The sequence below is a fragment of the Roseburia zhanii genome (assembly GCF_014287635.1).
Classification (GTDB): Bacteria; Bacillota; Clostridia; order Lachnospirales; family Lachnospiraceae; genus Roseburia_B; species Roseburia_B zhanii.
Genome location: NZ_JACOPH010000001.1, coordinates 168,525 through 194,137, shown reverse-complemented (window position 1 = coordinate 194,137; position 25,613 = coordinate 168,525). Strand labels below are relative to the sequence as shown.

Annotated in this window: 23 protein-coding genes; all 23 read right to left on the bottom strand. The window is 39.5% G+C overall.

Annotated features, from left to right (window positions below):
• Nucleotides 1–7: 7 nt before the first annotated feature.
• Complete coding sequence (locus H8S17_RS00990) at nt 8–2,224, bottom strand: right-handed parallel beta-helix repeat-containing protein (protein WP_186865849.1); 2,217 nt, start codon at nt 2,222–2,224, stop codon at nt 8–10.
• Between the two features lie 24 nt (nt 2,225–2,248).
• Nucleotides 2,249–3,499, bottom strand: coding sequence for a polysaccharide pyruvyl transferase family protein (locus H8S17_RS00985; RefSeq protein ID WP_178051498.1), 1,251 nt, complete (start codon nt 3,497–3,499; stop codon nt 2,249–2,251).
• A 2-nt stretch (nt 3,500–3,501) separates the two neighbouring features.
• A complete protein-coding gene (locus H8S17_RS00980) occupies nt 3,502–4,569 on the bottom strand; it encodes an NAD-dependent epimerase/dehydratase family protein (RefSeq protein ID WP_186865848.1) in 1,068 nt (355 codons plus the stop codon).
• A gap of 13 nt (nt 4,570–4,582) precedes the next feature.
• Nucleotides 4,583–5,359: an IspD/TarI family cytidylyltransferase gene (locus H8S17_RS00975; protein WP_186865847.1), complete on the bottom strand. Its 777-nt coding sequence runs from the start codon at nt 5,357–5,359 to the stop codon at nt 4,583–4,585.
• A 2-nt stretch (nt 5,360–5,361) separates the two neighbouring features.
• The gene (locus H8S17_RS00970) at nt 5,362–7,140 is read right to left on the bottom strand and encodes a CDP-glycerol glycerophosphotransferase family protein (protein ID WP_207723340.1); all 1,779 of its coding nucleotides are present in this window, start codon (nt 7,138–7,140) and stop codon (nt 5,362–5,364) included.
• A 12-nt stretch (nt 7,141–7,152) separates the two neighbouring features.
• A complete protein-coding gene (locus H8S17_RS00965) occupies nt 7,153–7,905 on the bottom strand; it encodes an ABC transporter ATP-binding protein (protein WP_178051501.1) in 753 nt (250 codons plus the stop codon).
• 12 nt (nt 7,906–7,917) lie between these two features.
• Complete coding sequence (locus H8S17_RS00960) at nt 7,918–8,691, bottom strand: ABC transporter permease (protein WP_178051502.1); 774 nt, start codon at nt 8,689–8,691, stop codon at nt 7,918–7,920.
• Nucleotides 8,692–8,696: 5 nt separating this feature from the next.
• A complete protein-coding gene (locus H8S17_RS00955; protein WP_186865846.1) occupies nt 8,697–9,974 on the bottom strand; it encodes a CDP-glycerol glycerophosphotransferase family protein in 1,278 nt (425 codons plus the stop codon).
• A 12-nt stretch (nt 9,975–9,986) separates the two neighbouring features.
• Entirely contained in the window at nt 9,987–10,772 is a 786-nt protein-coding gene (locus tag H8S17_RS00950) for a LicD family protein (RefSeq protein ID WP_186865845.1), read from the bottom strand.
• A 73-nt stretch (nt 10,773–10,845) separates the two neighbouring features.
• Nucleotides 10,846–11,661 carry a glycosyltransferase gene (locus tag H8S17_RS00945; protein WP_186866182.1) on the bottom strand — a complete coding sequence of 272 codons (816 nt, stop codon included), beginning with the start codon at nt 11,659–11,661 and terminating at the stop codon, nt 10,846–10,848.
• Between the two features lie 11 nt (nt 11,662–11,672).
• Nucleotides 11,673–13,049 (bottom strand): exopolysaccharide biosynthesis polyprenyl glycosylphosphotransferase, encoded by a 1,377-nt coding sequence (locus tag H8S17_RS00940; RefSeq protein WP_243237926.1) that lies wholly within the window; start codon nt 13,047–13,049, stop codon nt 11,673–11,675.
• 9 nt (nt 13,050–13,058) lie between these two features.
• Nucleotides 13,059–14,948 carry a hypothetical protein gene (locus H8S17_RS00935; protein ID WP_186865844.1) on the bottom strand — a complete coding sequence of 630 codons (1,890 nt, stop codon included), beginning with the start codon at nt 14,946–14,948 and terminating at the stop codon, nt 13,059–13,061.
• Between the two features lie 14 nt (nt 14,949–14,962).
• Nucleotides 14,963–16,228, bottom strand: coding sequence for an ABC transporter ATP-binding protein (locus H8S17_RS00930; RefSeq protein WP_178051507.1), 1,266 nt, complete (start codon nt 16,226–16,228; stop codon nt 14,963–14,965).
• A 34-nt stretch (nt 16,229–16,262) separates the two neighbouring features.
• Nucleotides 16,263–17,099: an ABC transporter permease gene (locus H8S17_RS00925; RefSeq protein ID WP_186865843.1), complete on the bottom strand. Its 837-nt coding sequence runs from the start codon at nt 17,097–17,099 to the stop codon at nt 16,263–16,265.
• A gap of 11 nt (nt 17,100–17,110) precedes the next feature.
• Nucleotides 17,111–17,689, bottom strand: coding sequence for a dTDP-4-dehydrorhamnose 3,5-epimerase (gene rfbC / locus H8S17_RS00920; RefSeq protein ID WP_186865842.1), 579 nt, complete (start codon nt 17,687–17,689; stop codon nt 17,111–17,113).
• Between the two features lie 24 nt (nt 17,690–17,713).
• Entirely contained in the window at nt 17,714–18,592 is an 879-nt protein-coding gene (gene rfbA / locus H8S17_RS00915; RefSeq protein ID WP_186865841.1) for a glucose-1-phosphate thymidylyltransferase RfbA, read from the bottom strand.
• Nucleotides 18,593–18,671: 79 nt separating this feature from the next.
• Nucleotides 18,672–19,754 carry a dTDP-glucose 4,6-dehydratase gene (gene rfbB / locus H8S17_RS00910; RefSeq protein WP_178052238.1) on the bottom strand — a complete coding sequence of 361 codons (1,083 nt, stop codon included), beginning with the start codon at nt 19,752–19,754 and terminating at the stop codon, nt 18,672–18,674.
• Nucleotides 19,755–19,860: 106 nt separating this feature from the next.
• Nucleotides 19,861–20,685 (bottom strand): glycosyltransferase, encoded by an 825-nt coding sequence (locus H8S17_RS00905; protein ID WP_186865840.1) that lies wholly within the window; start codon nt 20,683–20,685, stop codon nt 19,861–19,863.
• Between the two features lie 15 nt (nt 20,686–20,700).
• The gene (rfbD, locus tag H8S17_RS00900) at nt 20,701–21,567 is read right to left on the bottom strand and encodes a dTDP-4-dehydrorhamnose reductase (RefSeq protein ID WP_186865839.1); all 867 of its coding nucleotides are present in this window, start codon (nt 21,565–21,567) and stop codon (nt 20,701–20,703) included.
• A gap of 40 nt (nt 21,568–21,607) precedes the next feature.
• Nucleotides 21,608–22,537, bottom strand: coding sequence for a glycosyltransferase family 2 protein (locus H8S17_RS00895; RefSeq protein WP_178052241.1), 930 nt, complete (start codon nt 22,535–22,537; stop codon nt 21,608–21,610).
• Complete coding sequence (locus H8S17_RS00890; RefSeq protein WP_178052242.1) at nt 22,530–22,895, bottom strand: DUF2304 domain-containing protein; 366 nt, start codon at nt 22,893–22,895, stop codon at nt 22,530–22,532. The genes H8S17_RS00895 and H8S17_RS00890 overlap by 8 nt, the downstream gene beginning before the upstream one ends.
• Before the next feature lie 4 nt (nt 22,896–22,899).
• The gene (locus tag H8S17_RS00885) at nt 22,900–23,589 is read right to left on the bottom strand and encodes a glycosyltransferase family 2 protein (protein WP_178052243.1); all 690 of its coding nucleotides are present in this window, start codon (nt 23,587–23,589) and stop codon (nt 22,900–22,902) included.
• A complete protein-coding gene (locus tag H8S17_RS00880) occupies nt 23,586–25,610 on the bottom strand; it encodes a DUF2142 domain-containing protein (RefSeq protein ID WP_186865838.1) in 2,025 nt (674 codons plus the stop codon). The genes H8S17_RS00885 and H8S17_RS00880 overlap by 4 nt, the downstream gene beginning before the upstream one ends.
• Nucleotides 25,611–25,613: the final 3 nt, after the last annotated feature.

Genomic DNA, 25,613 nt, shown 5'->3' with positions numbered 1-25,613 from the left:
CACCTCATCAGCAGCTTCCCTTTACGGCTTTGCTATAAGTCCCAAAAATCCGCATTTTACTCTTTTTATCACCGGATACTGCCCGAACCTTGTAATAATAAGTTCTGCCTGCTTTTACTTTTTTATCAGTATATTGATATTTCTTACCTGTTTCTGCTATCTTCTTGTATTTTCCATTGACAGAGGATGCCCGGTAGATTTCATACCCTGAAGCTCCCTTCACCTTTTTCCAGCTTAATTTTATACTTTTCGATGTTTTTGAAACCTTCAGCACCACTTTCTTTAAGCCGGCTGTTCTGATACTTTTCTTGCTTCCGCGGATATATGCAAGATTATTCACATTGCCTTTATAGCGATTGCTTCCAACCTCTCCTTTTACACCAATTTCAATAGAAACCGGCCAGTTTGCACCGGAAATGGCATTATCTTCTATTCTCACCTGTCCGGCAGTCACCTGGATACCATTTTGGTTCTTTACTGCTTTGATCTGATTATTCAATAATTTTACCTGATATTTTGTCGGTGTTTTAATATATATAACATGATTTTTGCACTTTGAAATATTATTATTGCTGATGCTTACCGCATTCTTCAAACTGCTGATATTAATCCCCTGTAGTTTGATCCCCTTGATCGTATTGTTATCTATTGCCTTTACAGTCGATTTATCATAGATATATATTCCGCGTCCATTCGCATTCGTAATTTTATTCCCACTGATCGCTTTCTTACATTTTGCATTTGTACTAAGCTGGATTCCGCAGGTTCCTGACTGATTCAGCACATTGTCTTTAATTGTTCCTACTGATGCAGAATTCACGCAGACTGCATTTGATCCGGCATTAGTTACACAGTTACCTGCAACCAGTCCGGCATCTGACTTTCCTGTTATGAGAATTCCATTCAATCCCGTTTTATCAATCGTATTTCCGGTAACCTGAATTCCTTTTGAAGCATTATCTACAGATATTCCATAATAACTTCCACTCCCTGTCGTTCCTGTAATTTTATTATTACCGACGGAAGAATTGTACACATCGTTCAGAACGATTCCATGCCCCGGTGTATTGATCTCATTATTTAATACAGAAACTCCACTGATGTAATAATTTCCTGCTGCGGTCTTCTCTCCGGTTCCCTGTGTAGCAGCCTTTAAATCCAGACCTTCAACCGAAATGCCTGTTGGTGGGTAGGTATCCGTATTTTTAACACTGATCACATTATTAGTGATCACCGTTTTTGCATTCAGTTCATTTCCTTTTGTGGCCGCTGCATTAAATGCACCATTTGCATTTGAGCGCATTGCATATACTGCAATTCCTCTTCCACATTCTGTCATTCTGTTATTGCTAATGGTACAATCCGTATAATTATAACATTCAATTGCAACGCTTTTAACGTTCTCAAAGGTATTTTCTTTGATCACTACATGATCTGTTGATCGTTTGCTGTATGCTGTATGTGATCCAACTCCACGAAGTACATGATTAAAGATATTATTCGATATTACAACATTTTTCATATCCAGAGCTTCATATTTGTATCCGCTAAAATGTCCCTGGACCAGAAGGTCTAGCTGAATAACTTCATTTGCTAAAAGAGCTTCTTTTTTTTCATTCGAGGCTGTCTGATCGGAAAATGTGCATCCACTGACTTCAAACCCATTGATAGCGGCAACTTCGACCACATGGCTGTCTTTCACATTCTTTAAAGATGCATTTTTGATCACTACGTTTTCCGCATGTGCAGCTTTCATGATCGGACTTGTGATCCCAAAACCATCCCATGTTCCTCCATCAACCGTGATATTTTTATAATGATATCCGGATACTGTATCTCCGTCCCCTCCAATATCTCCAATTTTAAACATATTTCCACTGTAATTCTTATGTTGGAAAGTCACTCCCTGCAAAGAAAGATACGTATTACTATATGCATGGATGCAGGTGCTTAATGCATATGTTCCAGGCTCTACGATCACTTTATATTTCAGATTTTCTGCAGCATACAGCTTTGCTTCATCTAATGCATTTTGAAGTGCCTTGCACATCGGATCATTTTCCATACTGCTTTTTGAGATTTTAACAACATGGTATCCTGCCTGTGTATTTCCCTCAACTGCATCCACGTAACTGATATCCGCATATGTGGTCTGTGGTTTTGTATAAACAATTCCCACGCTGCATACAACAAATAATATCACCATCCATATTTTTTTTCCCATTTTGCAGCCTCTCTTTCTATTCTTCTACTTCTCTTTTTTAATTATCTTTTTTGCCTTTTGGGCGATCTTTTTGACTGTTTCCTCCTGATGCGTTTTTTCTCCGATACTCAATGCTACTGCGTATACTTTTCTGCAGAAATGCATTGTTCTTCCTTCTTTTTTCATCCATTCGTTTTGCACATCATCCGGAATTCCTTTTTCTTTCAACAGCTTCTGATACTGTTCCACCTGCTTTTTATACTTATTCCGTTCATTGAGCATCCCCCTGTTCTGATGCAGCCATTTTTCTAATGTAAAATGCATCAGTTCATTCTGCCATATCCGTGCCTCTTCTTCTGTATATGACACTTTTTTCACCTGTTCGATCGGCAGATCACATTCTTTCATTTCATCAACAAATGCTTTAATATCTGCTGTAAGGTTCTCTCTTGTCTGCAGATAGGTCTTTTTATTTTCCGGTGGATTATTAAAATCATAATCGAAATTTCCGGCTTTAAAATCTTCATCTGCCACATAATGCAGCCATTCTGCATATGGTGCCCATCTGGTGGAATTACCCACATCATTCATATTTACAACAGATAATACCGGCACCTGCATAGCAAGGCATGGTAATGAAACATGTAAACGTCTGGTGATCACAAATTTCGCATTCTGATACTGGGTCAGAAGATCTTCGACTGTCTTCATTCTTTCTTCAAATGTTGCATCTGATTTTCTATAATCACAATGATGGGATAAAACACGGATTTCTAATCCTGTATCTTTCAAAAGTTCTCTTGCCTTACTCTCTAAAGCAGGATTCAGGTCTACGAGGCATACATATTGACCTGCATCCGGTGTTTTCTTTTGCTGCGGAAGGGTCAGTGTAATACAGCCGCTAAAATAACATTCAAATCCTCTTTCATTAAAAAAATCAAGGCTTGTCTTATCCCGGACTCCGATTGGTCCGTTTTCTCTAAAGAATTTTCCCCCTACACCTTGCAGCCATTCATCATAAATTGGTGATGCTTTTCTATAGATCGTATAGTTATTCATATGCATACTGACTAGTTTTGGCACAATACATTCTGCCGGCGGCCAATTCCACTTCTGCCACATCCACCATGCACTCATGATCACTGCAACAGGTTCATTGTTCTCAGAATGAAATGAATCCGTATTTTCTCTTTCAACTATATAATCTACAGATGGCAGATGCTGCATAGATGCATAGGTCTGGATGTCATCTCCTAAATTCATTGTTGTTTTATGCAAAATCACTCCAAATTTCATATTCATTCTCCTCTTTTTATAAAATTACTCTCTATCATTCTCCGATACATATCCGCAAGTCCCACTTCCGCTTTCCAGCCTAGTGTCTGTGTTTTCTCATTATTAAGTATGATACGCATTTCTGGATTGTATCCAAAGCCTGAAATATCTTCCGGTATCTCGATCCGGACTTTTATCCCGCTTTCCGGATAAATACTGCATACAAGTTCTGCCATTTCCCGGATCGATACTGCTGTTTCCATATTAGTGACATTGTACGCTTCACTCTTGATTCCGTTTGTAAGAATATAAAAGATCGCATTGACTGCATCTCTGGTATAACAATAGGTACGCACTGTATTCCCCTGTGTATGAAGGATAATATCCTTCTTTTCCGCTACGCACCTTGCAAATTCCGCAAACACTCTCCCATCATCATAACTTACTGCTGCTCCAAATGTCTGAGACAGTCTTGCTATCTTCACAGGAACATCATATTCCTTTGCATAAGATACGCATAAGCACTCTGCCATACGCTTTCCTTCTGAATAGCTGCTTCTGACGCTCAGCGGATCAATATATCCATAATCACTTTCAGAAATTGTCTTTTTCGTTCCATCCGGTGTTCCATAAACTTCTAATGATGAAAGATATACCATTCCCTCTACCTGTGCATATTTTGCATATTCTAAGATATTTCTCGTTCCCTTAATTGCTGTCAGGATTGTTTCTACCGGATGATCCACAAAATACTTAGAACTTGTAGCACTTGCTCCGTGAATGATATAATCCACTTTTTCTTTACAGGAAATCTGCTCATTAATATCACCGCAATATAATGATACCATGCCTTCCCTGATCTCATCTTCGAATACTTTTTTTGCTTTCTGCTCATTACGCACCATTGCTATTACATGTATATCACTTTTACAGATTTTGTTCATCATTGAAAGCGCATACACTGCCTGTGTGCCGATCAACCCGGTTGCTCCTGTCACAAATACTGTCTTTCCTGAGAATTTCTCTGCAAGTTTTCTGTCAGCTCCAAGGATTTCCATATCCTCTTTTAAGATCTGATCCTCCTGATTCATACATCTCCTCCTGCTATTTCCGATGTCGGGTGATCTGGTTCATCCTTGTTTCAATACGATTTGTCAGACCTAGCCCAAATGCCTGTTCATTTTCTTTATACTGCAGCAATGCCCGGAACATATATACATCTTCCGGTGTTGTCACTTTAATATTACCTCTGTTTCCCATTACCATGTGTGCTTCAATTCCCTGGTTTCTTATGATCGTACATGCATCTACCATATTCTCATATCCATTTGCACTTGCCCGAACTTTATCGTGCGCCGCAATGATATCCTTTAAGTAAAAACTCTGTGGTGCCTGTGCTGCAAAAGTTTCTTTCCTGTAAGGGACACTGTCTACTTTTTCCCCATTTTTACTGATCATGATCGTTTCAAAGCAGGGAGTACAGGTAATTCCATTTCCATACTTTTGTACACTTTCTATATTATTACTGATCACTTCATATGAAACAAATGGACGTACCCCATCATGTAACAATACGATTGAATCTTGTGGATTCTCCATTTCAGCTCTTTTTAAGGCATTATAAATGGAATCCTGTGCTGTTTCCCCACCTGAAATGATATCTGCTACTTTTTTCAAATGGTATTCGTCCACTAATTCCCTGACATATGGTATATAGTCTGAAAGAACTGAAACATAAATTTTATCTATCTGATCATGATATTGAAATAATTGTAATGTATGGATCAGGATTGGTTTTCCGTTTATCTCCAAAAACTGTTTTGGGATTCCGGCGCCCATACGAACTCCGCTTCCTCCGGCAAATATGATCGCAATATTCAATATTATTCAACCTCCTCTACAATTCCAAGTTCATGGTTTCTTCTATAACCTTCCGGAAGAAAATCTAATGTTTTTCTGTGTGCATTATCTTTTTCCCGTCTGGTGATGTCTTCCTGGATCTCTTTTGGGATATTTCCCAGTATCAGCCAGTCGATCACACGATCTGATGCATTAGAATCAATATGATCAAAATGATATCTGACATACTCTTCTACTTTCTCAAACTCATAATCTTCTTCTCTGAATGCTTTTAGCAATTCATCAAAAGTACTGCATACTTTTCCCGGTGCACTCTCCTCATATGGGCGGTGAAAACCTCTTGAAAATGCATATTGTATTTTATCAAAGGCAAAAAACATCATTGGTTTCTTCATAAGCGAATATTCAAAAATATTCGAAGAGTAATCCGTGATCAAAAGATCTGTAATATAGAACAGATCATTGATATTTGGATATTTACCTACGTCCTTAAATTTATCTTTATACTCTTCCGGAATAGGAACACTGTCTGCAACCCAGGGATGCATCTTAAACAAAACCACCCAGTCTTTTCCACAAGCCTCATATAAGCCTTTAAAATCGATCAGATCATATGGATACATGGCCGTCTTCTTGCCTCTGCCACGATAAGTAGGTGCAAACAGCATTACTTTTTTGCCTTTGCAAAATTCATATTTTTTATATAATTCCTCTGTCTTTTTTGCACGATATCCTGCATTTAAGTACTCATCCATTCTCGGCATCCCTGTCGGAAGAACTAATTCATCATTCATTCCCCATACCTCGGAAAAGAAATGGGCAATATTTTTGGATCCGGCGATTCCATAATCATACTGTCTGTGACATGATACTGCATCCGGACATCCCTGATGCCCCCATCTGCTGTATCCTGATGATTTAAAACCAGCTCCTGCATGCCATAACTGAAGCACTTTTGTATCTGATGTCAACTGAAGCCAGTCTAAGCATGGAGCATGATCATCTAATACCACTGTTCCACTCTTTGCCAGTTTTTCCATTAACTGTATCCAGCTTTTGATACTTTGCGATCCTGCTGCCGCTTCTCTGGCAGAAAACAGGATCTGATAATCATTATCTAATCCGCGTTCCTTCATTCGTTCTGATACAGCTTTCAGATTTGATGCGATCACTTTATTCTGCTCCGTCATAAATAAGATCGTATGATTGCGTTTTGCCCGATTCAGTCTTACAAATCCTGCATACATCTTACGAAGTACATTACGTTTCGCCAGCCATGTGGATTTAATATCCTGAATCGGATGTATTTTATCCCTGAAGTGGTTCGTCTTTGGAAACTGCATCACTGTCTGTACTGCTGCCAGGATCTGCATTCGCAATGGAAGTGTATCGCTTCCTTCCTCTACATAAAAATTAACTGCATAAACTTTCTTTCCATTATTATAAAAGAAATTTCGCGAACAATTTCCCATATCCCGGACGATTTTCGGATCAATTTCACAATCTGCCATCTTAACATCATTCTGACACACATAAATCCGATAATTTCCTGACGGGACACAAACATTTTCTCCACTATTTGTCATATTCAAACGTAAGTGATACCTGTTTCCCTCATGTCTAATCAACTGCATACGTGCCGGTGAATCATACATATCATCAACAATATAAAAATCTAATGGACTGTTCTTATCCGCATCAGCCGCATATGTAATCTCTACATCCATATGCAGAAAGATCCGTTCCCACTCTATCAACCGCACAACTGCCTGTATCTTCTTTTCTTCTATCAAACTCTTCATTACCATGGCTTCTTATTCCTTTTCCATATTTTCTAACATATTTTCATACATTGTAGAAACTTCATCAATATCTCCAAATGCCTTGATCCTCCCCTGATCTAAGATCATTGCCTTATTACAGATTCTCTGTACTTGTTGCAAAGAATGTGACACAAATAATACTGTCGTACCGCCTTCCATCATCTCCATGATCTTTTTTTCACTCTTTTTACGGAATTTTCCATCGCCAACCGATAGCACCTCATCTAAGATCAATATCTCCGGTTCCGAGATCGTTGCGATTGCAAATCCCAACTTTGCACGCATACCGGAAGAATAATTTTTGATCGGTACGTTGATAAATTTCTTTAAACCGGAAAATTTTACGATCTCGTCATATTTTTCCTCCAGATATTTCTTACTGTAACCTAACATTGCTCCATACAGGAAAATGTTTTCTTTTCCGGTATACTGCTTATCAAAACCTGCCCCCAGTTCCAAAAGCGGTACAACAGTTCCTTTTCTGGTCACTTTTCCCTCTGTCGGTTTAAATACACCTGCGATCACTTTTAACAGTGTACTTTTTCCTGCTCCATTTAATCCAAGAATCCCGAGTCGGTCACCTTTTTCTAATTTAAAGCTGACATCTTTTAAAGCCCAGAATTCATTATATTTCAAATTACGTTTTAACAGGCGAATGATATATTCCTTGAAATCATCTACTTTTTCTTCACTTAAATTAAATTTAATTCCAACATTTTCAACTATCAGTGTTTCTTTTCCCATAAATCTTCCTTTCTAAATTGCCAAAATAAATTTATCCTGCATCTTGTAGAAGAAATATGTGCCTATAATAGATAAACCGACTCCGTAGACGGTTGCTGTAATCAGATAGGACATATACATTGACTCTCCCATCATTGCATATCTGAAATTCATAATGATACAGTATAATGGATTGTATTTTAAGATCCAGTCATATCCACTCTTTATCAAACGTTCCGGATAATAGAAAATCGCACTTGTATACATAATGATCATTAAAAGCACTTCCCAGAGATATTCCATATCCCTGAAAAATACAGTTACAGTTGAAAGTATCATTCCACTTCCGTAAGTGAGTACGAATAACTGTATAAATGGAATAAGTGCACGCAGCATACGCACATCCGGGGATACCTTACAGTACATACAAAGTGGTATCAGTACCAGCAGCGAAATTCCTGTGATCGTATAATTGTACAATATACTTGATAACGGATATAAGTACTTTGGCACATAAACTTTTTTGATCATTGATGCATTATTCCGAATAGATTTTGCCGCTGACTTTGTAGACGCTGAATAAAAAGAATATAGCAACCGTCCACATAAGATATAGAGTGGAAAATTTTCTTTTTTATTCCCAAACAATGTTCCAAATACGATCGTCAATACGATTGTTGTCATAAGCGGCTCTAAAAAGGACCAGATAATACCAAGATATGACCTCCGGTATTTTAATTTGATCCCTTTTTTTACAAGTTCCCATAACAATCCTCTTCGTTTCCAGAATGTCTTCAAATGTTCCATATGTTTTACCCTTGCTTTCTTTTTTCTTTTATGCAGTCTGTGATCAATCCTGCTACTCTCTTTGCTGCATCTCCGTCTTCAACCGAACCTTTATGTTTTAGAAATGCAGCCGCTTTTTTTTGATAGTCTTCTTCATTAAAAGAAGCAATATCTGCCGCTAACTCTGCATTATCTGCAGCAATCGGAAAAGGTGTATCTTCTAACGGATAATACAGCCCGCGCATCTTCTCATATCTCTGATGATCAGGTGCGTAGATAAATGCCGGTTTTCCGGTCAGCAGAAAGTCAAATACTGCACTCGAATAATCTGTGACCACTGCATCTGCTGCTGCTAAAAGTTCCTGAATATCGGGATATTCCGTCACATCTACACAATATGGTTCCTGTGGTATCAGTTTTTTTGCATATGCTTTCATTCTCGGATGCATACGCACTAAGATGATCCATTCATCCGAAAACCTTTGCTCTAAACTTTGTTTTAATCTATTATAATCTATCTGATGTTCCCATTCCATGGCATCATCCCGAAATGTCGGAACATAGAGAAGTATTTTCTTATTCTTTTTACTAATATAAGTTTCTACTGCATTTCGTGCAGCTATCCACCTGTTATGAAAAAATATATCATTTCTCGGATGGCCGTACATGCAGATCTGTGTATCCTTTACATTCCAGAATGCCCGTTTGTAAATGTCTGCTTCGAATGTACTGTTTGCGATCCAGTAATCAGTATAATCTGAATTTTTTTCTGCAAGAACCATCCAGTTCCTATCCTGTGTCAGATTTCCACAATCATTTTCAATCTTCTTGATCCCAAAGGAACCGTGCCACATCTGGATATAAGTCTGTTCCGGTTTCTTTAACAATCCCTGATTCAGGTAATGTACCAGCTGGTAATTCTGTACCCAGATACCGGCAGTCGCATATTCTTTCATGGCATCTTTAGAACCATATTCTACTAACCGTACCCGATCCGGGAATTTAGTTTTCTGTGTACCGGCATTCTGTACGATCCAGACAATGTCTAAGTCATCTGTCTGTTTTAACAGTTCCTGCGTTACATACTTTCCATTGCAGCCGTAGCCTTTCCCCATATAATTGTCAAATACCACCTTCTGTGGCACAACCGGAAGTTCTTCTAACTCTTGATGGTACATACTTGTATATTTCTTTTTTACACAAAAAGGAGTTTTTTTCAGCCGGTAGACTTTTTCTTCTCCTTCAATCGTATATGCAATAAATCTTTTTGCAAATTTCCGTATTTTCCGAATATAAGGGTTCAACTCTTTCACTCCTTATTCCTGATACATCATATAAATATCATGTCTTGGATAACGTTCTTCTTCAGGCGGCAGTTTCTCATAGTCCCCATATAATCTTGCTAAATAATCATGGGTATCACCCGGAACCAGAAATGTTTTCCCCTCAAAAGGGCTTTCTTTTAACGGCATCAGATAACTGCGTGGCATAACTTCTGTTTTATAACCCGCAACTCCGAACAGGCTGCATATATGTTTACTGTCTTTATCACTCCATGAAGTAAAGATCTTCTTGGTCATCCGCATATAAAGATCAAACATAAAATCCGGTGTGACTGCAAGAATGACCTTTGAAATATTTCTGATCTTCTTTCCCTTATTCTTGACCGGATTGCGGTATTCTGACAGATAATAGATCAGCGCAGATATCATCTGCACCTTGCGTAAAAATCCATTTTCCGGTACGCCGTCGATCGGATGGATATCGATCTTTGCTGTATTTTCATAGCCATGTGCAATATGCTTCGTATCGTACAGATAGCCGATCGGTGCTTCCGGTATGATATGGTTTTCTACCGGAGAATATACAAATTCACCTAAACGGTTGTCCTGCTTTTGCATACAGGCTTCTAATTTTTCAAAATCAGACCGCATCATCGCAATATCCACATCGTCATCCCATGGGATAAATCCCTGATGCCGGTATGCGCCTAATGCACTTCCTCCTACTAAAAAAAATGTCAGTCCATGTTCATTTGTAAATGTTTGAAGTGCAGCTAACATTTCTATCAGACGATGCTGCAATCCCTCTAGTTCTTTCATCTGTTTATCCTCTTATGATACCGCATGAAATTATAGCATATGCCCTATTATGCGTCAATTTTAGAGCAGTTACCTACTTCCGCAGAAATTTTCCATAAAAATAGGTACGGATCTTAACCGGAATGATCGACATGACGACTTGTCCGCCTGCGGAGATTAAAAAATCTGCTGTACTGGAAAATCCGATCTTATGGATCTTATAACGTGCCGAAAAGCCGAGCAGTGCATAGGAAAAACTGCCGCGGCGTTCATACATTCCTGCATTTGTACGCATATAGACTAATGTTTTTTGTATATTATAACCTGTCATTCCCTGATGGAGCATCCTTGCCCACAGGTAATAATCTTCGAAATATCTACATTCTAAATAACCGCCCGCTGCTTCTACTGAGGACTTCCGAAACATAACTGTCGGATGGTTAAATGGATTTCTGCGTTTTGCAAATGCCTTGATCTGACGATCTGTCTGTGGCACCTGCCGCTTTGCCTTAGGATGTTCTATATCGGTTGTAAATTCTTCGATATTCCCTCCGACAATATCTGCTTTCTGTTCTTCAAAAGCCTGAAGCTGCCATTTGCAGCGGTCTTTCACACTGATATCGTCACTGTCCATCCTTGCGATCAGATCATGTTTACAATAGGAAAGTCCCTCTCTTAATGCATTTCCCAAACCTTGGTTTTCCGGCAGGCGGATGATCTGGAATAACGCCGGATATTGTGTTGTAATTTCATTAATCACCTGATCAAGTGCTTCATTTAACGGTCCATCGCAGACGATCACAAAATCATCTGTACAGACGCTCTGTGCAAGCATACTGTGAATGCTCTCCTTGAAATATGCTGCCTGCTCTTTTGCATATACAGACATCAATATTGAATAGGATTCCATACTATCCACACTTAACCTTCCTTTTTCAATGCCGTTTTCTGCTCATCATCCACGCCTTCTGACTTTTCTTTCTGGAATAAGATCTTCACTGTCAGAATGATCAGCTTGATATCGAGCCAGATTGAATAATTTGTAATATAGGTCAGGTCTAACTTTAGTTTGTCATATGGAACCGTATTGTACTGTCCATAAACCTGTGCATAACCGGTCAGTCCTGCTTTTACTTTTAAGCGGAATGGGAACTCCGGTATCTCTTTTGTATATTCTTCTGTGATCTCTTTCCGTTCCGGTCTTGGTCCTACAAATGCCATGTCACCTTTTAATATGTTAAATAGCTGTGGCAGTTCATCAAAATGCAGCCTGCGGATGACTTTTCCAACCGGAGTGATCCGGTCATCATGTTCTTTTGCAAGGCGTGCTCCATGCTGTTCGGAATCTACGATCATACTTCTGAATTTTAAAATATCAAACTCTCTGCCGCCCATAGTCTGGCGTTTCTGTTTATAAAATACCGGACCATGGTCATATAATTTAATCGCTAGTGCAATGATCAGCATAAACGGTGATGCAAGAATGATCCCAACGAAAGAGATCACGATATCCATTGCCCTCTTGACAAACATCTGCCGGTAAGTCAGCCCATTGTTGCGGAATAAAAGCAACGGCGAATCAAACAGATCGATGCTTTCTGAATTACGGATCATGATATCTGAGATTTTCGGGATTCCGTAACAGCGGATATCTTTTTCAAAGCAGTATTTAATGAATACATTTCTGTCCTGTACCGGAATATCACCTACTAAAACAGCATCATACTGTAAGATGCGTTCTAAGATATTATCCATGCCTGCACTAAGCGGCATTTTTTCTTTGACATGGTATTTATCTTTTCTGGACTCTAATTTGCTGATGATTGCATCCGGACTGATATTTCCATAGATCAGCAGCATCTCATGCGGCGGATAAATGATCGCATAGATCCATCTCATAAACAGTGCCCAGCATAAAACAATGATAAAATCGACTGCACATAATAAAAACATCGGTTCACTGTTTTCAAACAGTTTCCAGTCACCATTGATGAGTTCTAACTGTAAATAGGTCACGCCATTAACACAGATGATCGTAAGCATCTGGGAATACATGATATCCCATGTCTTTAAATAACCTACTTTCAGTGCCCCGAATGCCCGTGAAAATACAATGATAAATATTCCATATAATGCTATGATCGCCCAGTTTCCGCGTTCCCAGTATTTTACCGGCATCATATCCTTATAATGACCATACCATAGCCAGCCATATATCCCGGTCTGTAACAGCACGATAAACAGCTTCGACCAGAACATGATCATACGCTTTGTTTTTAAAGATGATGATATTTTCATAGAATCCCTCTATTTGTTCAACATTTTCTTAATTCTGTACTTTGTATCAATTTTCGGTGCTAAAATTTCTGCTGCCGCCAAACTGATCGCATCTACCCTGCATTCTAATTTTAAAATGCGTTCTCCCTCCGGAAATGCTGTGATCAGCATATATGGATCATCGGTATCATACAGATACATGTGCTCTTTAAACTTGTGAGCCGGTCCATAAAATTCCAGCGTCTTTTCTTTCGATGTTGTTTTATCCTTCCAGCAGAGTGTTTTTACTTCTACTGTACACGCCTGACTGCCCGGATCGATCCTGACAGCTGCCACATCCTGATCTACCGGAATCTCTAAACAATAATATCCGTCTAAGGATTTACTGTGATAGTTGATGCAGTCTGCCTCATTCGTACCACTGCCACGGTCAAAATATACCTGCAGCATCCGCTTCCGTTCCATATCGTCCACGACATTTAATACGCTGCTGACATGATATGCCGGCTTGCCGTATTCCCGATATAACTGCCGCATCGGCACATGTCCGTCTAATACATATCTCTGGAAAGCTTCTTCCATCTCTGCATAGAGCACTTTCTCTTCTTCTGTGATCCCTGCCCGTTCATAAAGTCCGAAAGATAAGAGTTCTTTCCGCTTTGCTGTCGTATCTGCGTAATAATGAATCGCCCGGTATACAATATAATTCACCGGTATCGGGAAATGGAACGACCATTCATAATCAATGACTGTCCATCTGCCTTCTTCATCCACTAAAATATTCGGCATGATCATATCGATATCACCGACCGGTACAGCAGAAAGTCCTTCGGGAAGTGTGATACTGCCAAAGACTTTTTCAAATTCTTCTGTCATCTGAAATGCCTGTATCTCTTTGCAGGAACGTATCTCCCCAATCACTTCAAACATCCGCTCTACAGCTGCCTGCGGTTCTCCCTTATCTAACAAGGTATCTAATTCTTCTTCTAAGGTATGTCCCATTAAAAACGCAAGTTCCATACCGTCACTCTGCTGCATACAGGTATTCATCGAAAAACGGCTGTCTGCATACAGACGGGTAAGTGCTTCTTCTGTCTTTTTCAGATTTAAGATCTGTCCATCGGCTTCTTTTGTATCCGGTACTTTCCACAGATGCATCCTGCCATCTTCGCTTCTTGTGATATAGGTTCTGATATTATGGATCGTGCCTCTGTCATTAGAAAACTTCACAAAGGCAATCCGCTCATTCTGTTGATTGACAACCGCTTCTGCTTCTTTTTTCCCGCAGACTGCTAAGTATGCATTCGAAAACTCCTTGAATTTTCCTCTTGCGATCGCTGCATCTGCCGCTTTTGCCTCATCAAATAATACTAACCTGTCACTGTCAAAATTGCCGATCTGATCGATCAGTTCTCCCTGTTTCGGCAGGTAGTCATCGGAATAGATGCTCATTGCAAATATGTGATCCGGAAATGGATAATATGTCTGCTGCCACGTAAATCCGGCTTCCTTTACCGCAGCTTCTAATTCCTCTTTTGTGCATCCTAAGGACTGGCTGGTATTTTCTATGCCTGCAAAATATTCATTGGAATGTACTTCCCTGACACCGGAAAGATATTTCAGCCCATATGCATTTTCTGCCGCAAAGATAAGTTTTCCATGCTCATTTAACTGTGCATAAAATACCGGGATTGCTGCAAGTGATGCAGTTCCTATACAGACTGCATAATCATAACTCCCCTCACACGCAGTATGCTCTGTCAGATCCTCTGCACAGTCTACATGATCTGACATTTCCATCAGTTTTTTTGCAGTCACATCTCCTGCATGTCCGATGTAAAGCACTTTATCTTCTGCATGGATCGGAAGCCATGCCACAATATTCGCCCTTAAATACGATGTATGATATATATCCGGCATAATCGGCACCTCACTTACTCTACAGTAATCTCACTATTCATGTCATAATATCCTACGGTATTCTTCGTGGATACAACGGTCAGATTACAAACATCATATAATCTGTGATATACCGTAAATTCTCCATGCGGATATCCGGTACATCCTAATGACAACAGATATTCTCCTCCCTGCAGATCCATCTTCTGTTTAAAAGAAATGATCTGGACATCGCCTGCCTTCTTCGGGGTGATCTCTATTTTCTCAAACATGGTATTCGTACCACATAATTCGATACCCAAAAGATTTTTAAAAGAAAATGCAAAAATAGGTTCTGCAATGTCTTCATGGAATAACACTTTCATCTTAACGGTCATTTCAGAACCTTTTTCAATGACATTACTGTACCGTCCTGTATTATCCACAAAGGCGAAATCAACAATCTCTGCCTTTTTACTTCCATATTCTAATACTTCCGGGTTGATCGGCAGCGTACTTCTCCAAAGTGTTTCTCCGCCATCATGTTCCCAGAGTGTCTTGCCATTTTCTTCGTCATCATCATCTAACTGGTTGACTAAGACTCTCTTATACATATCAACGGCTTCTTTTGGTGTTCCCTCAAAGAGTTTATGTCCTTTGTTTAAGAGGATCGCCCGGTCACAGTATTTCGTAATGCTGCTTAGATCATGGCTTACAAATAAAATGGTCTTTCCCATTTTCTTAAATTCTTCAAATTTATGATAACATTTCGACTGAAAGAACACATCTCCAACCGAAAGTGCTTCGTCCACAATTAAGATCTCCGGATCGATATTGATCGCAACAGCAAAAGCTAACCGCACAAACATACCCGAAGAATAGGTCTTGACCGGCTGGTTGACAAAATCCCCGATATCTGCAAAATCCAAGATATCCTGGAGACGTTCATCGATCTCTTCTTTTGTAAAGCCGATCATCGTACCATTCAGATATACATTTTCAATACCGGTATATTCCATATTAAATCCTGCACCTAACTCTAATAATGCAGAGATTCTTCCATCGACAGTCACTTCTCCATCTGTAGGATTTAATACACCGGTAATGATCTTTAATATTGTAGATTTACCGGAACCGTTTGTTCCGATAATTCCTACTGTTTCTCCTTTTTTTATCTCGAAATCGAGTTTATCTAAAGCAAAGTGTTCCCGATAGCATTGTTTTTTGGTTAGATTCAACGCATCTTTTAACCGGTCACGCTGACGGTCATACAGTCTGTAAACTTTGCTGACCTTATCCACTTTGATTGCAATATCACTCATAGGTTTAAACCTTTCTGTAAAGTTATCACTTTTTCTACAATACATCTGCGAAGTGCATCCGCAGTTTCTTAAATACATGGGTTCCAAGAACCACAAATACAATGGTTACTACCCAGAAATAAATGGTCAGTTCCCATCTCTCGAAAAATGCCACTTTTCCAATAAAGGCATCACGGTATCCCTGCACAATATAATACAGTGGATTTAGTTTTAACAGATTCTTAAGCACCGGACTAATGTCCATGGTGTCAATATTCCACATGATCGGTGTCACCCAGACACCTACCTGCAAAACAATATTGATGACCTGATTCAAGTCACGGAAAAATACGACAACCGCACTTGTCAGATAGGAAATACCCATGACTAATACAAACAGACAGATGGAATAGTAAAGTACCTGCAAGGTATAAACATCAGGATAATATCCATACAGTGTGTAAAGCAGTACTGCAAATGCTAAAAAGAACAGATGCACAAAGACTGCGGAAACGATCTTGACGATCGGTAATATGTCTATTTTAAATACGACTTTTTTTACCAGATAGGAATAATCTAAAAGTGCCCTTGTACCTCCGCTCAATGCGTCACTAAAGAAAAACCATGGCACCATGCCGGCGATCAGCCAGAGCACGTATGGCACTTCAGTTCCGGCAGCGTCACGGATCGCTGCCGGTTTCATTCCTTTTTCAAATACGAACCAGTATACTAAAATTGTGATCACAGGCTGCACAAATGCCCAGATGATACCCAAATAAGAGCCTGCGAATTTGGTTTTAAAATCATTGACAGAAAGGCGGGCAATCAGCTTTCTGCTTTCATATACTCCCGCCATTGACAATCCCTGATTCTTTTTCTTTGATGCTGTCATAAAACTTCCTCTTATTTCGCCTTTGCGGCAACATATTCCTTGATACCGCCCCAGACTTTATCCTTGTCAGATAATGTCAGATCTGCTTCTGTCATTCCTTCCGGCATCGGCCATTCCACAGCGATTTCCGGATCTTTCCAGAGTAAGCCGCCTTCATCATTTGGATGATAGAAATCGGTTACTTTATAACAGAACTCTGCGTAATCACTTAATACTACAAAACCATGTGCAAATCCCTTCGGGATAAAGAACTGTTTTTTATTCTCAGCTGAAAGTGTTACACCAAACCATTTTCCAAATGTTTCAGAACCTTCTCTTAAATCTACTGCTACGTCAAATACTTCACCGTTTACAACACGTACTAACTTATCCTGCGGATAGTTGATCTGGAAATGAAGTCCACGGAGCACACCTTTTTTGGATGCTGACTGGTTATCCTGTACAAATTCACAGTCAATGCCTGCTTCCTTGAAATCATTGTAATTATAGGTTTCCATAAAATATCCACGTTCATCGCCAAATACGGATGGTTCAATCACTTTTAACCCTGCAATACCGTTACAATCCTCTGTTACTTTAATCTTTCCCATGATCTGTCACTCTCTTTCTAATCCTTAAAGTCCTTCTGCTACATCGATCAGATACTGACCGTACTCTGTCTTAAGAAGCGGCTGTGCTAATTTGATCAGCTGCTCTTTATCGATAAATCCACGTTTGAATGCAATCTCCTCGATACAGGAAATGTATAATCCCTGACGTTTCTGGAATGCTGATACAAAGTCTGCTGCTGCAAGGAGCATATCGTGGTTACCTGTATCTAACCATGCAAATCCACGTCCTAATGTTTCTACGGATAATGTACCGCGGTTTAAGTATTCATTATTGACACTTGTAATCTCGATCTCTCCTCTGGCAGATGGTTTTACATTTTTTGCGATCTCTACTACATCGTTATCATAGAAATATAAGCCCGGTACAGCATAGTTTGACTTCGGCTCTGCTGGTTTTTCTTCGATGGATAATGCTTTTCCGTTCTGATCAAATTCTACAACGCCATATTCTCTAGGATCTTTTACATAATAACCAAAGATGGTTGCTCCTGCTTCGCTTTCGATTCTCTCGGCTGCACGTTTTAATACTTTTGAAAAACTCTGTCCATAGAAGATATTATCTCCTAATACCAGTGCAACGGCATCTTTGCCAATGAATTTTTCACCGATGATGAATGCATCTGCAAGTCCTCTCGGCTGGTCCTGTACTGCATATTCAAACTGCATTCCAAGCTGTTCACCGGAACCTAATAATTCTTTGAATACCGGAAGATCTCTTGGTGTAGAAATGATCAGCACCTCACGGATGCCTGCTAACATCAATGTTGAAAGTGGATAGTAGATCATCGGCTTATCATATACCGGCATGATCTGTTTACTGATTGCTTTTGTAAGTGGATAAAGACGTGTTCCTGAACCGCCTGCTAAAATAATTCCCTTCATCGTATAACTCCTCTCTTGCCGCAAGAAAGAAGGCTTACTGCATTTTTGTCAAATCCGTAACCCTTCTTTCTGCAAGTTTTTATTTATTTTTGTACATATCTTCGTAATATTTCTGGTAATCACCGCTGGTTACATTTTCCATCCATTCTTCATGTTCAAAGAACCATGCGATTGTCTTTCTGATTCCTTCTTTAAACATCGTTTCCGGTTCCCAGCCAATCTCAGCTTTAATCTTGTCCGGTGCGATCGCATATCTTCTGTCATGTCCCTTACGGTCTTCTACATATGTGATCAGATCTTTGCTGACTAATTTTCTTCTCTCATCATCTTCCGGAAGCATCTCTAAGAGTGTTTCGATGATGATATTGATGATCTCGATGTTCTGTTTCTCATTATGTCCACCGATATTATAAGTCTGTCCTAAACGTCCTTTTTCCTGAACCATATCGATTCCCTTTGCATGGTCATCTACATATAACCAGTCACGGACGTTTTTACCATCACCATAAACCGGAAGTTTCTTTCCATGAAGTGCATTGTTGATGATAAGCGGGATCAGTTTCTCCGGGAACTGGTAAGGTCCATAGTTATTAGAACAGTTCGTAATGTTTGCCGGGAAATGATAAGTATCAATATATGCTTTTACAAGGAAATCGGAAGATGCCTTGCTTGCAGAATACGGGCTGTGTGGATCGTATGGTGTTGTTTCATAGAAATAACCGCCATCTTCCTCTAAGGAACCGTATACTTCATCTGTAGATACATGAAGGAATTTCTTTCCGTCTTTGAATGTACCATCCGGTAATTCCCATGCTGCTTTTGCACAGTTTAACATGACTGCTGTACCAAGTACGTTTGTCTTAACAAAAACTTCCGGATTCTTGATACTTCTGTCTACATGGCTTTCTGCTGCGAAATGTACCACGCGGTCGATATCATTTTCTTCAAAGATCTTCATAATCGCTTCTTTATCTGTGATATCTGCTTTTATGAAGGTATAGTTATCACGGTCTTCAATATCCTTTAAGTTTTCGAGATTACCGGCATATGTCAATACATCAACATTGATGATACGGATCTCGTTGTCATATTTGCGGAACATATAATGGATATAGTTTGATCCGATAAAACCTGCTCCTCCGGTTACTAAGTAAGTTCTCATAAATGAGGCTCCTCCTTTGATTTTCTGTTTTAAGAGCATAGTCGTCCCTGCTCTCTTTTCAATAGTTATAATATTATAGCACCATACGGCAAAAAAGACAAGGTTGTTACTTCCGTACAAACAGTTTCAGGTAGACACCTGCTGCAAAATTACGGAATTTACGGATTGCAACACTTCTTTTGATATCTGCATCCGACAGGTTTAATTCGTCTTTAAATTTATTGAGCAGATGGATATGTTCTTTGACATATGCATCTGATTTATCACCTACCATGACTTCTCCGGTATTCGAATCATTGCGCACCCTGAAATAATTCAGCGGTTCATGGATGATATATACATTTCCCCTGCACGCAAGTTCTACCCAGAAATCATAATCTAAAATATAGGTATACCATGTATCGAAACCGCCCACTTCTTCTAATGCACTCCTGCGGAATGTATTTGCAACCGGTGAGCCGAAGTAATTCTTTACAAAAAAGCCTTTCCTTGCGATCATTTTTCCATCGGTTAAGCCTGAGGTCTTATATCGTTTATAAAATCCCTTTGGCTTTCCGTTTAAATCAAATAACTGTGTATCACTTTCTGCAAGGACTGCTTTTGGATGTTCGATCAATGCCCTGACTTCTTTTTCGATTGCATCTTTCCTTAACATATCATCTGCACAGATCAGTTTGATAAATTCTCCCTTACATTCATGCAGGCATTTATTCCAGTTGCCGGACATTCCAAGGTTCTTTTCATTTTTGCAAAGCCTGATCCTGTCATCTTTGATACTTTCGATCACTTCTATGGTATTATCCTTTGACTTATCATCACAGATGACAAGTTCTAGGTTTTTCCATGTCTGCTTTAAGATCGAATCAATAGTTTCTTTGATATATGCGGCATTGTTATATGCCGGTATACACACACTTACAAGTGGTTCCATAGATACTCCTTTTATTTATCTGACATCCTTCATATATACATCTAACGCATCATGCCAGTCTGCCATCTGAAATGCATCTCCTGCTACAAGTCTTAGCATATAATTATCTAATACAGAAAATGCCGGACGTTTTGTCGGGGAATTGTATTCTTCTGTTGTTACATATTTCACAGTGGTTGATTTTCCTGCCTTTTTAAAGATCTCTACCGCAAAATCTGCCCAGCTGCACTGTCCTTCACAGGTTGCATGATAGGTTCCATAGTTTTCTGTCGGTTCTAAGAAGTGGATCATCTTTGCTAATTCCACCGCACTTGTCGGAGAACCATACTGGTCAGATACTACTGTGATCGTATCATGTGTTTCTGCAAGTTTTAACATGGTCTTTACAAAATTCTTTCCATCTCCATATAACCATGCGGTACGGAAGATAAAATGCTTCGGTGCAAATTCTTTTACAAAATTCTCGCCTTCTAATTTTGTCTTTCCATATGCACTGATCGGTCCTGTCGGATCAAATTCGTTTAATGGTTTTTCAGATGTGCCCGGAAATACATAATCTGTAGAGACATGGATCATCTTTGCACCGGCTTTTGCTGCTGCAATACTTAAGTTTCTAGGTCCAAGTGCATTGATCTTATAAGCAAGATCCCACTGTGTTTCACAGGCATCTACATTTGTATGTGCTGCACAGTTGATGATCACATCCGGTTTTGTCTTTTCTACTAAAGAAACGACTGCCTCCACATCTGTGATATCTAATGGAGTTACGCCTTCACCCTCAACAACATCTGTATTGATAAATTCCACATCATCTGCTGCGTATTCTTTGTTGATGGCTCTTCCTAACTGTCCGTTACATCCGGTTACTAATATTTTCTTCATAATACGACTTCCTTTCTATATCCTTAATCTATTTTTGTAATTACAACATGCGGTTTAAAAGGAATAACCCTCTGACTACCCAATTATCCAAACTGCTCTGTCTGTACCAGTTTTTATTAAACAGAATGGTAAATCTGTCCGGAAACTTTTCTGCTTTTAAAATATCATCTACCAGCTTATCTTTTTCCGGTATTGTGTGATAAAAATGTTTAAAATCTGATAACTGCTTCTTCAAATCTCCATGACGCTTTTTCAGATCTCTTGCTTTTGCACGTATCATGCCGATCGCAGAACCGCTTGCTCCTACTTCATTACCGCTGTGCTGTCTGTAATAAATATAAGACTGTTCATCATAATACATACTGCCAAGGTAGGTAGCTGCCATATAACACCACCAGTCATGGTGGATCACATCTTCCGGCAGACGCTCCTTAATGATATCTGCCAGTTTGCGGTTCATCAGTGTTGTACATCCTGAACAGATACTTTCAATGACGGCATTGCCAAATCCGGGGGTTACATGCGGATTCTGCTGGTCTTCTAAGATCTCTAAATTCGCATCTACCAGCGTTTTTGCTCCACAATAAAGTGCCGGTCCGTTAAGGGTCTGTAAATGTTCTACTGCCTTTTCAATCTTCTCCGGTAACCAGTAATCATCCTGATCGCAGAATCCTATGTATGCGGCATCCTGATTGCTTTTTTTCAAAAGTTCAAAAAAGCTTTTGTTGACACCAATATTCTCGCCCTGATATGCCCGTATATTCTGATGCATTTCCTCATACTCTTTTAAGATCAGAAACGTATCATCACTTGAACCATCATCTCGGATCAAAATATCTACATCAGGATAGCTCTGCGCTAATATGGAATCGATCTGTTCCCTGATATACTCCTCACCATTGTAAGTTGACATTAAAATCTGCACTTTTTTCGTATCGCTATTCGCGTCGCCACATATATCACTACTCATCTTTACTCTTAACTTCTGCTCCTTTTCTTATATTTTCTTCTAATAATGCAATTGTCTGTGTCAGTCTTTTTAACTGTTCTGCCTGTTTGGATACTTTTACTGTTAATGTAAAAACCAGCAGAAGTGTAAAGCAGAACCCAAAGAAAAACATCATATTCACCGGCAATTCGATTCCAAGCAATGACACCAGATAATTCATAATTCCCGGAAAAATATCTAAGATCAAAACAATAACTCCTACTGCCAGCCATGAAAGGGCAAATTTTAAGTCAAGTGCTTCTTTACGCACCATATTTGCAATCCCCGCCAGTGCCAGCACGATCACAACTGCTACGATAATCTGTATTTTCAAACTCATATTCCTACCTCCGAAATGCTGCGATCAAAATTGCCAGAGATACTTTTATCATATAATAGACGGATTTTCTCGGAGAGATCGAAGATACTCCTTCTTCTCTTGCATTCATCTGTACCGGAAGTTCCTCTACTTTTTTACCATTTTTTAAAATGGTAACTACGCTTTCCGGTTCCGGATAATCTTTCGGATAATTCTTTGCATAAAATCCGATCACATCTCTGCCTACCATCCGCATACCGGAAGTAGGATCTGTAATCTTTTTGCCTGTTACAAGCCGGATCAGACCTGTAAAATAACGGATACCGAATCTCCTAAGACCGCTTGACTGGAATCCTTCTTTTTTGATATAACGTGATCCGATCACCATATCTAAATGCTCATTGATAAGCTTGTCCGCCATTTCATCTAAATATCTTGCATTGTGCTGTCCGTCACCATCGAACTGGACTGCAATATCATAACCGTTTTGCCATGCATACAGATAACCAGTCTGCACACCACCGCCAATTCCTAAATTAACCGGCAGATTCACTACATGGAATCCATTTTTTTCACATACTGCTAATGTCTGGTCTGTGGAGCAGTCATTGATGATCACATAATCAAAATCCGGTGCATTTGAAAGTATGTCCTGTACGGTTTTTTCAATTCCGCCTTCTTCATTATAGGCGGGAATGATGACTAATTTTTTCATAGTACCCTCTCTAATGACAGTAATATACCATAAACTGCCACGCATTGCAGACATACGGCAATATACATATATTTTCTGTCCATATCTTTCCTCTGTATCAAATTTCTATTGTAAAACAACAGCAGGAACACCGGAAGCAGTGGAAGGAAATACCTTCCCTGTACACCTGCGATCGCCGTTGAATTTTTCGGTGTCCAGCTCATAAACATTGACACAAATACCATGCCTGCGGAAAGTACCATGCAGACTGCATAAGAAACTTTCTGCACGGTTGTCACTTCAAACTGGCTGCCATCTTTTTCTTTTACCTGCTGGATCGATAAGATCATCATAAATAACATTCCATAGATCACGATCCTTGATACAAATACATTTAACCAGCTAAGCTGCATACCAAGCATGGTTTCAATAAAACCATCACCCGATAAAAACAATGTTCTTGTCAGAAGGCAGATAAAATTCATTGGATCTTCTAAAAGTCCTGCTGCCCCATAGGCTTCCCCTTCTAAATAAGAAGTTGCCGCCTGCTCTGCCGTAGGACTTGCTACATATAAGACATAACTTAAGGTACTCGATAAAAATGCCACAACTGCTATGGCTGCCATACTGCCTGTAAAGATCCACTTCTGTTTTTTATCTTTAAACCGGTCTGCCGGGATCATGATCGTAAGCAGACATAACGGCATATAAGTTCCACCTTTTGACATTGCCATAATGATCATAAAGATAACATATAAGACCACATGATAACGCTGTATCTTCTCTTTCCGGTATAAAAGCCCAAACAGGACTGCCAGATATAAAAAGACGACTTCGATCACTACAGAATCATAGGAATAGGAACAGCACTGCTGGATCGTCATCGGCAGTATTGCTATGATAAATGCTGCCGCCTTTCCACAAGGCATCAGCCGGATAAACCAGTACATTGTAAACAGATAGAATAAGATTGAACAGAGTCTTCCAAGAACGATCACCAATATACCGTTTAACCCTAAAAGCCTTCCGATCACAATTCCGATAATTCCCGGCAGATAGGTAACTGCCGGAGCCTGCGTATCAGAATAATGTACTTCTTTTGTTCCTTCTATCCTGCCACTTTTTCCGATATTTTCTTTTAATGTATCATATTCGCTTAAGGAAGGTGTTGACTTAAACAGTTTTAAAGCCTGATAATCTTCTTTATCCATCAAAACTCTTCCCGCCTCTGTGTCTTTTCCCATCAGCTGGTTTGCATAGGTATAAGCCGCTTTAAAATGCACTTCTTCATCCGGTACAGACATTGGCGGCAATAGCAATAAATAGATTACCGCAAGAACTGCTCCCGAAAAAAGAAATACATTTTCCGTTTTTTTACGGAAGACTGCAAGCAGAAAATATGTTCCAACAAGCAGCAGATAGATAAGTCCTGCACCAAATACCGACCACTTTTTCCAGTACATGAACTGATGATCTGCTGTTTTGAGATTGATTGTTTCTGATACTGCCTCCCCATTGATCGTAAGTGCGGTATTCTTTTTCTGTTTTTTACTGCACCCGATCGCAAGTCCTGTTTCTTCATTGATATTTTCCGCATCGATCACCAGTGTAAAATGACTGTTCGCAAAGCCCGTCTGCATTCCCGGAAGGGAAGCAAAAAGATTCTGTCCGTCATCTAACGCATATACAGCATAATCTGCATTCATAACGGATGCACCACTCTCATCAAGGACATCTAAATGCAGCACTCCAAGATCGGTATTTTTCTCATTAGACACCAGATTCCCTACTACATCTTCATTCAGTGAGATCGTCGTTCCAACACTCAAAAGTTCATCGGAGGAATAAAAAAACTGCTGTTCAATATGATCTCCACTCATCACCTTGTAATCACATCCGGCATCTGCCTCTACCTGTGTCACTGTTCTAGGCAGAACCATACGTGTCAATATTGTAGTTCTATATACAAGAACGGCAGCAATGACAAATATAACTGTCATTACTGCTAATTCTATCTGGTTTTTCCTGCTCAATCTATGCATATG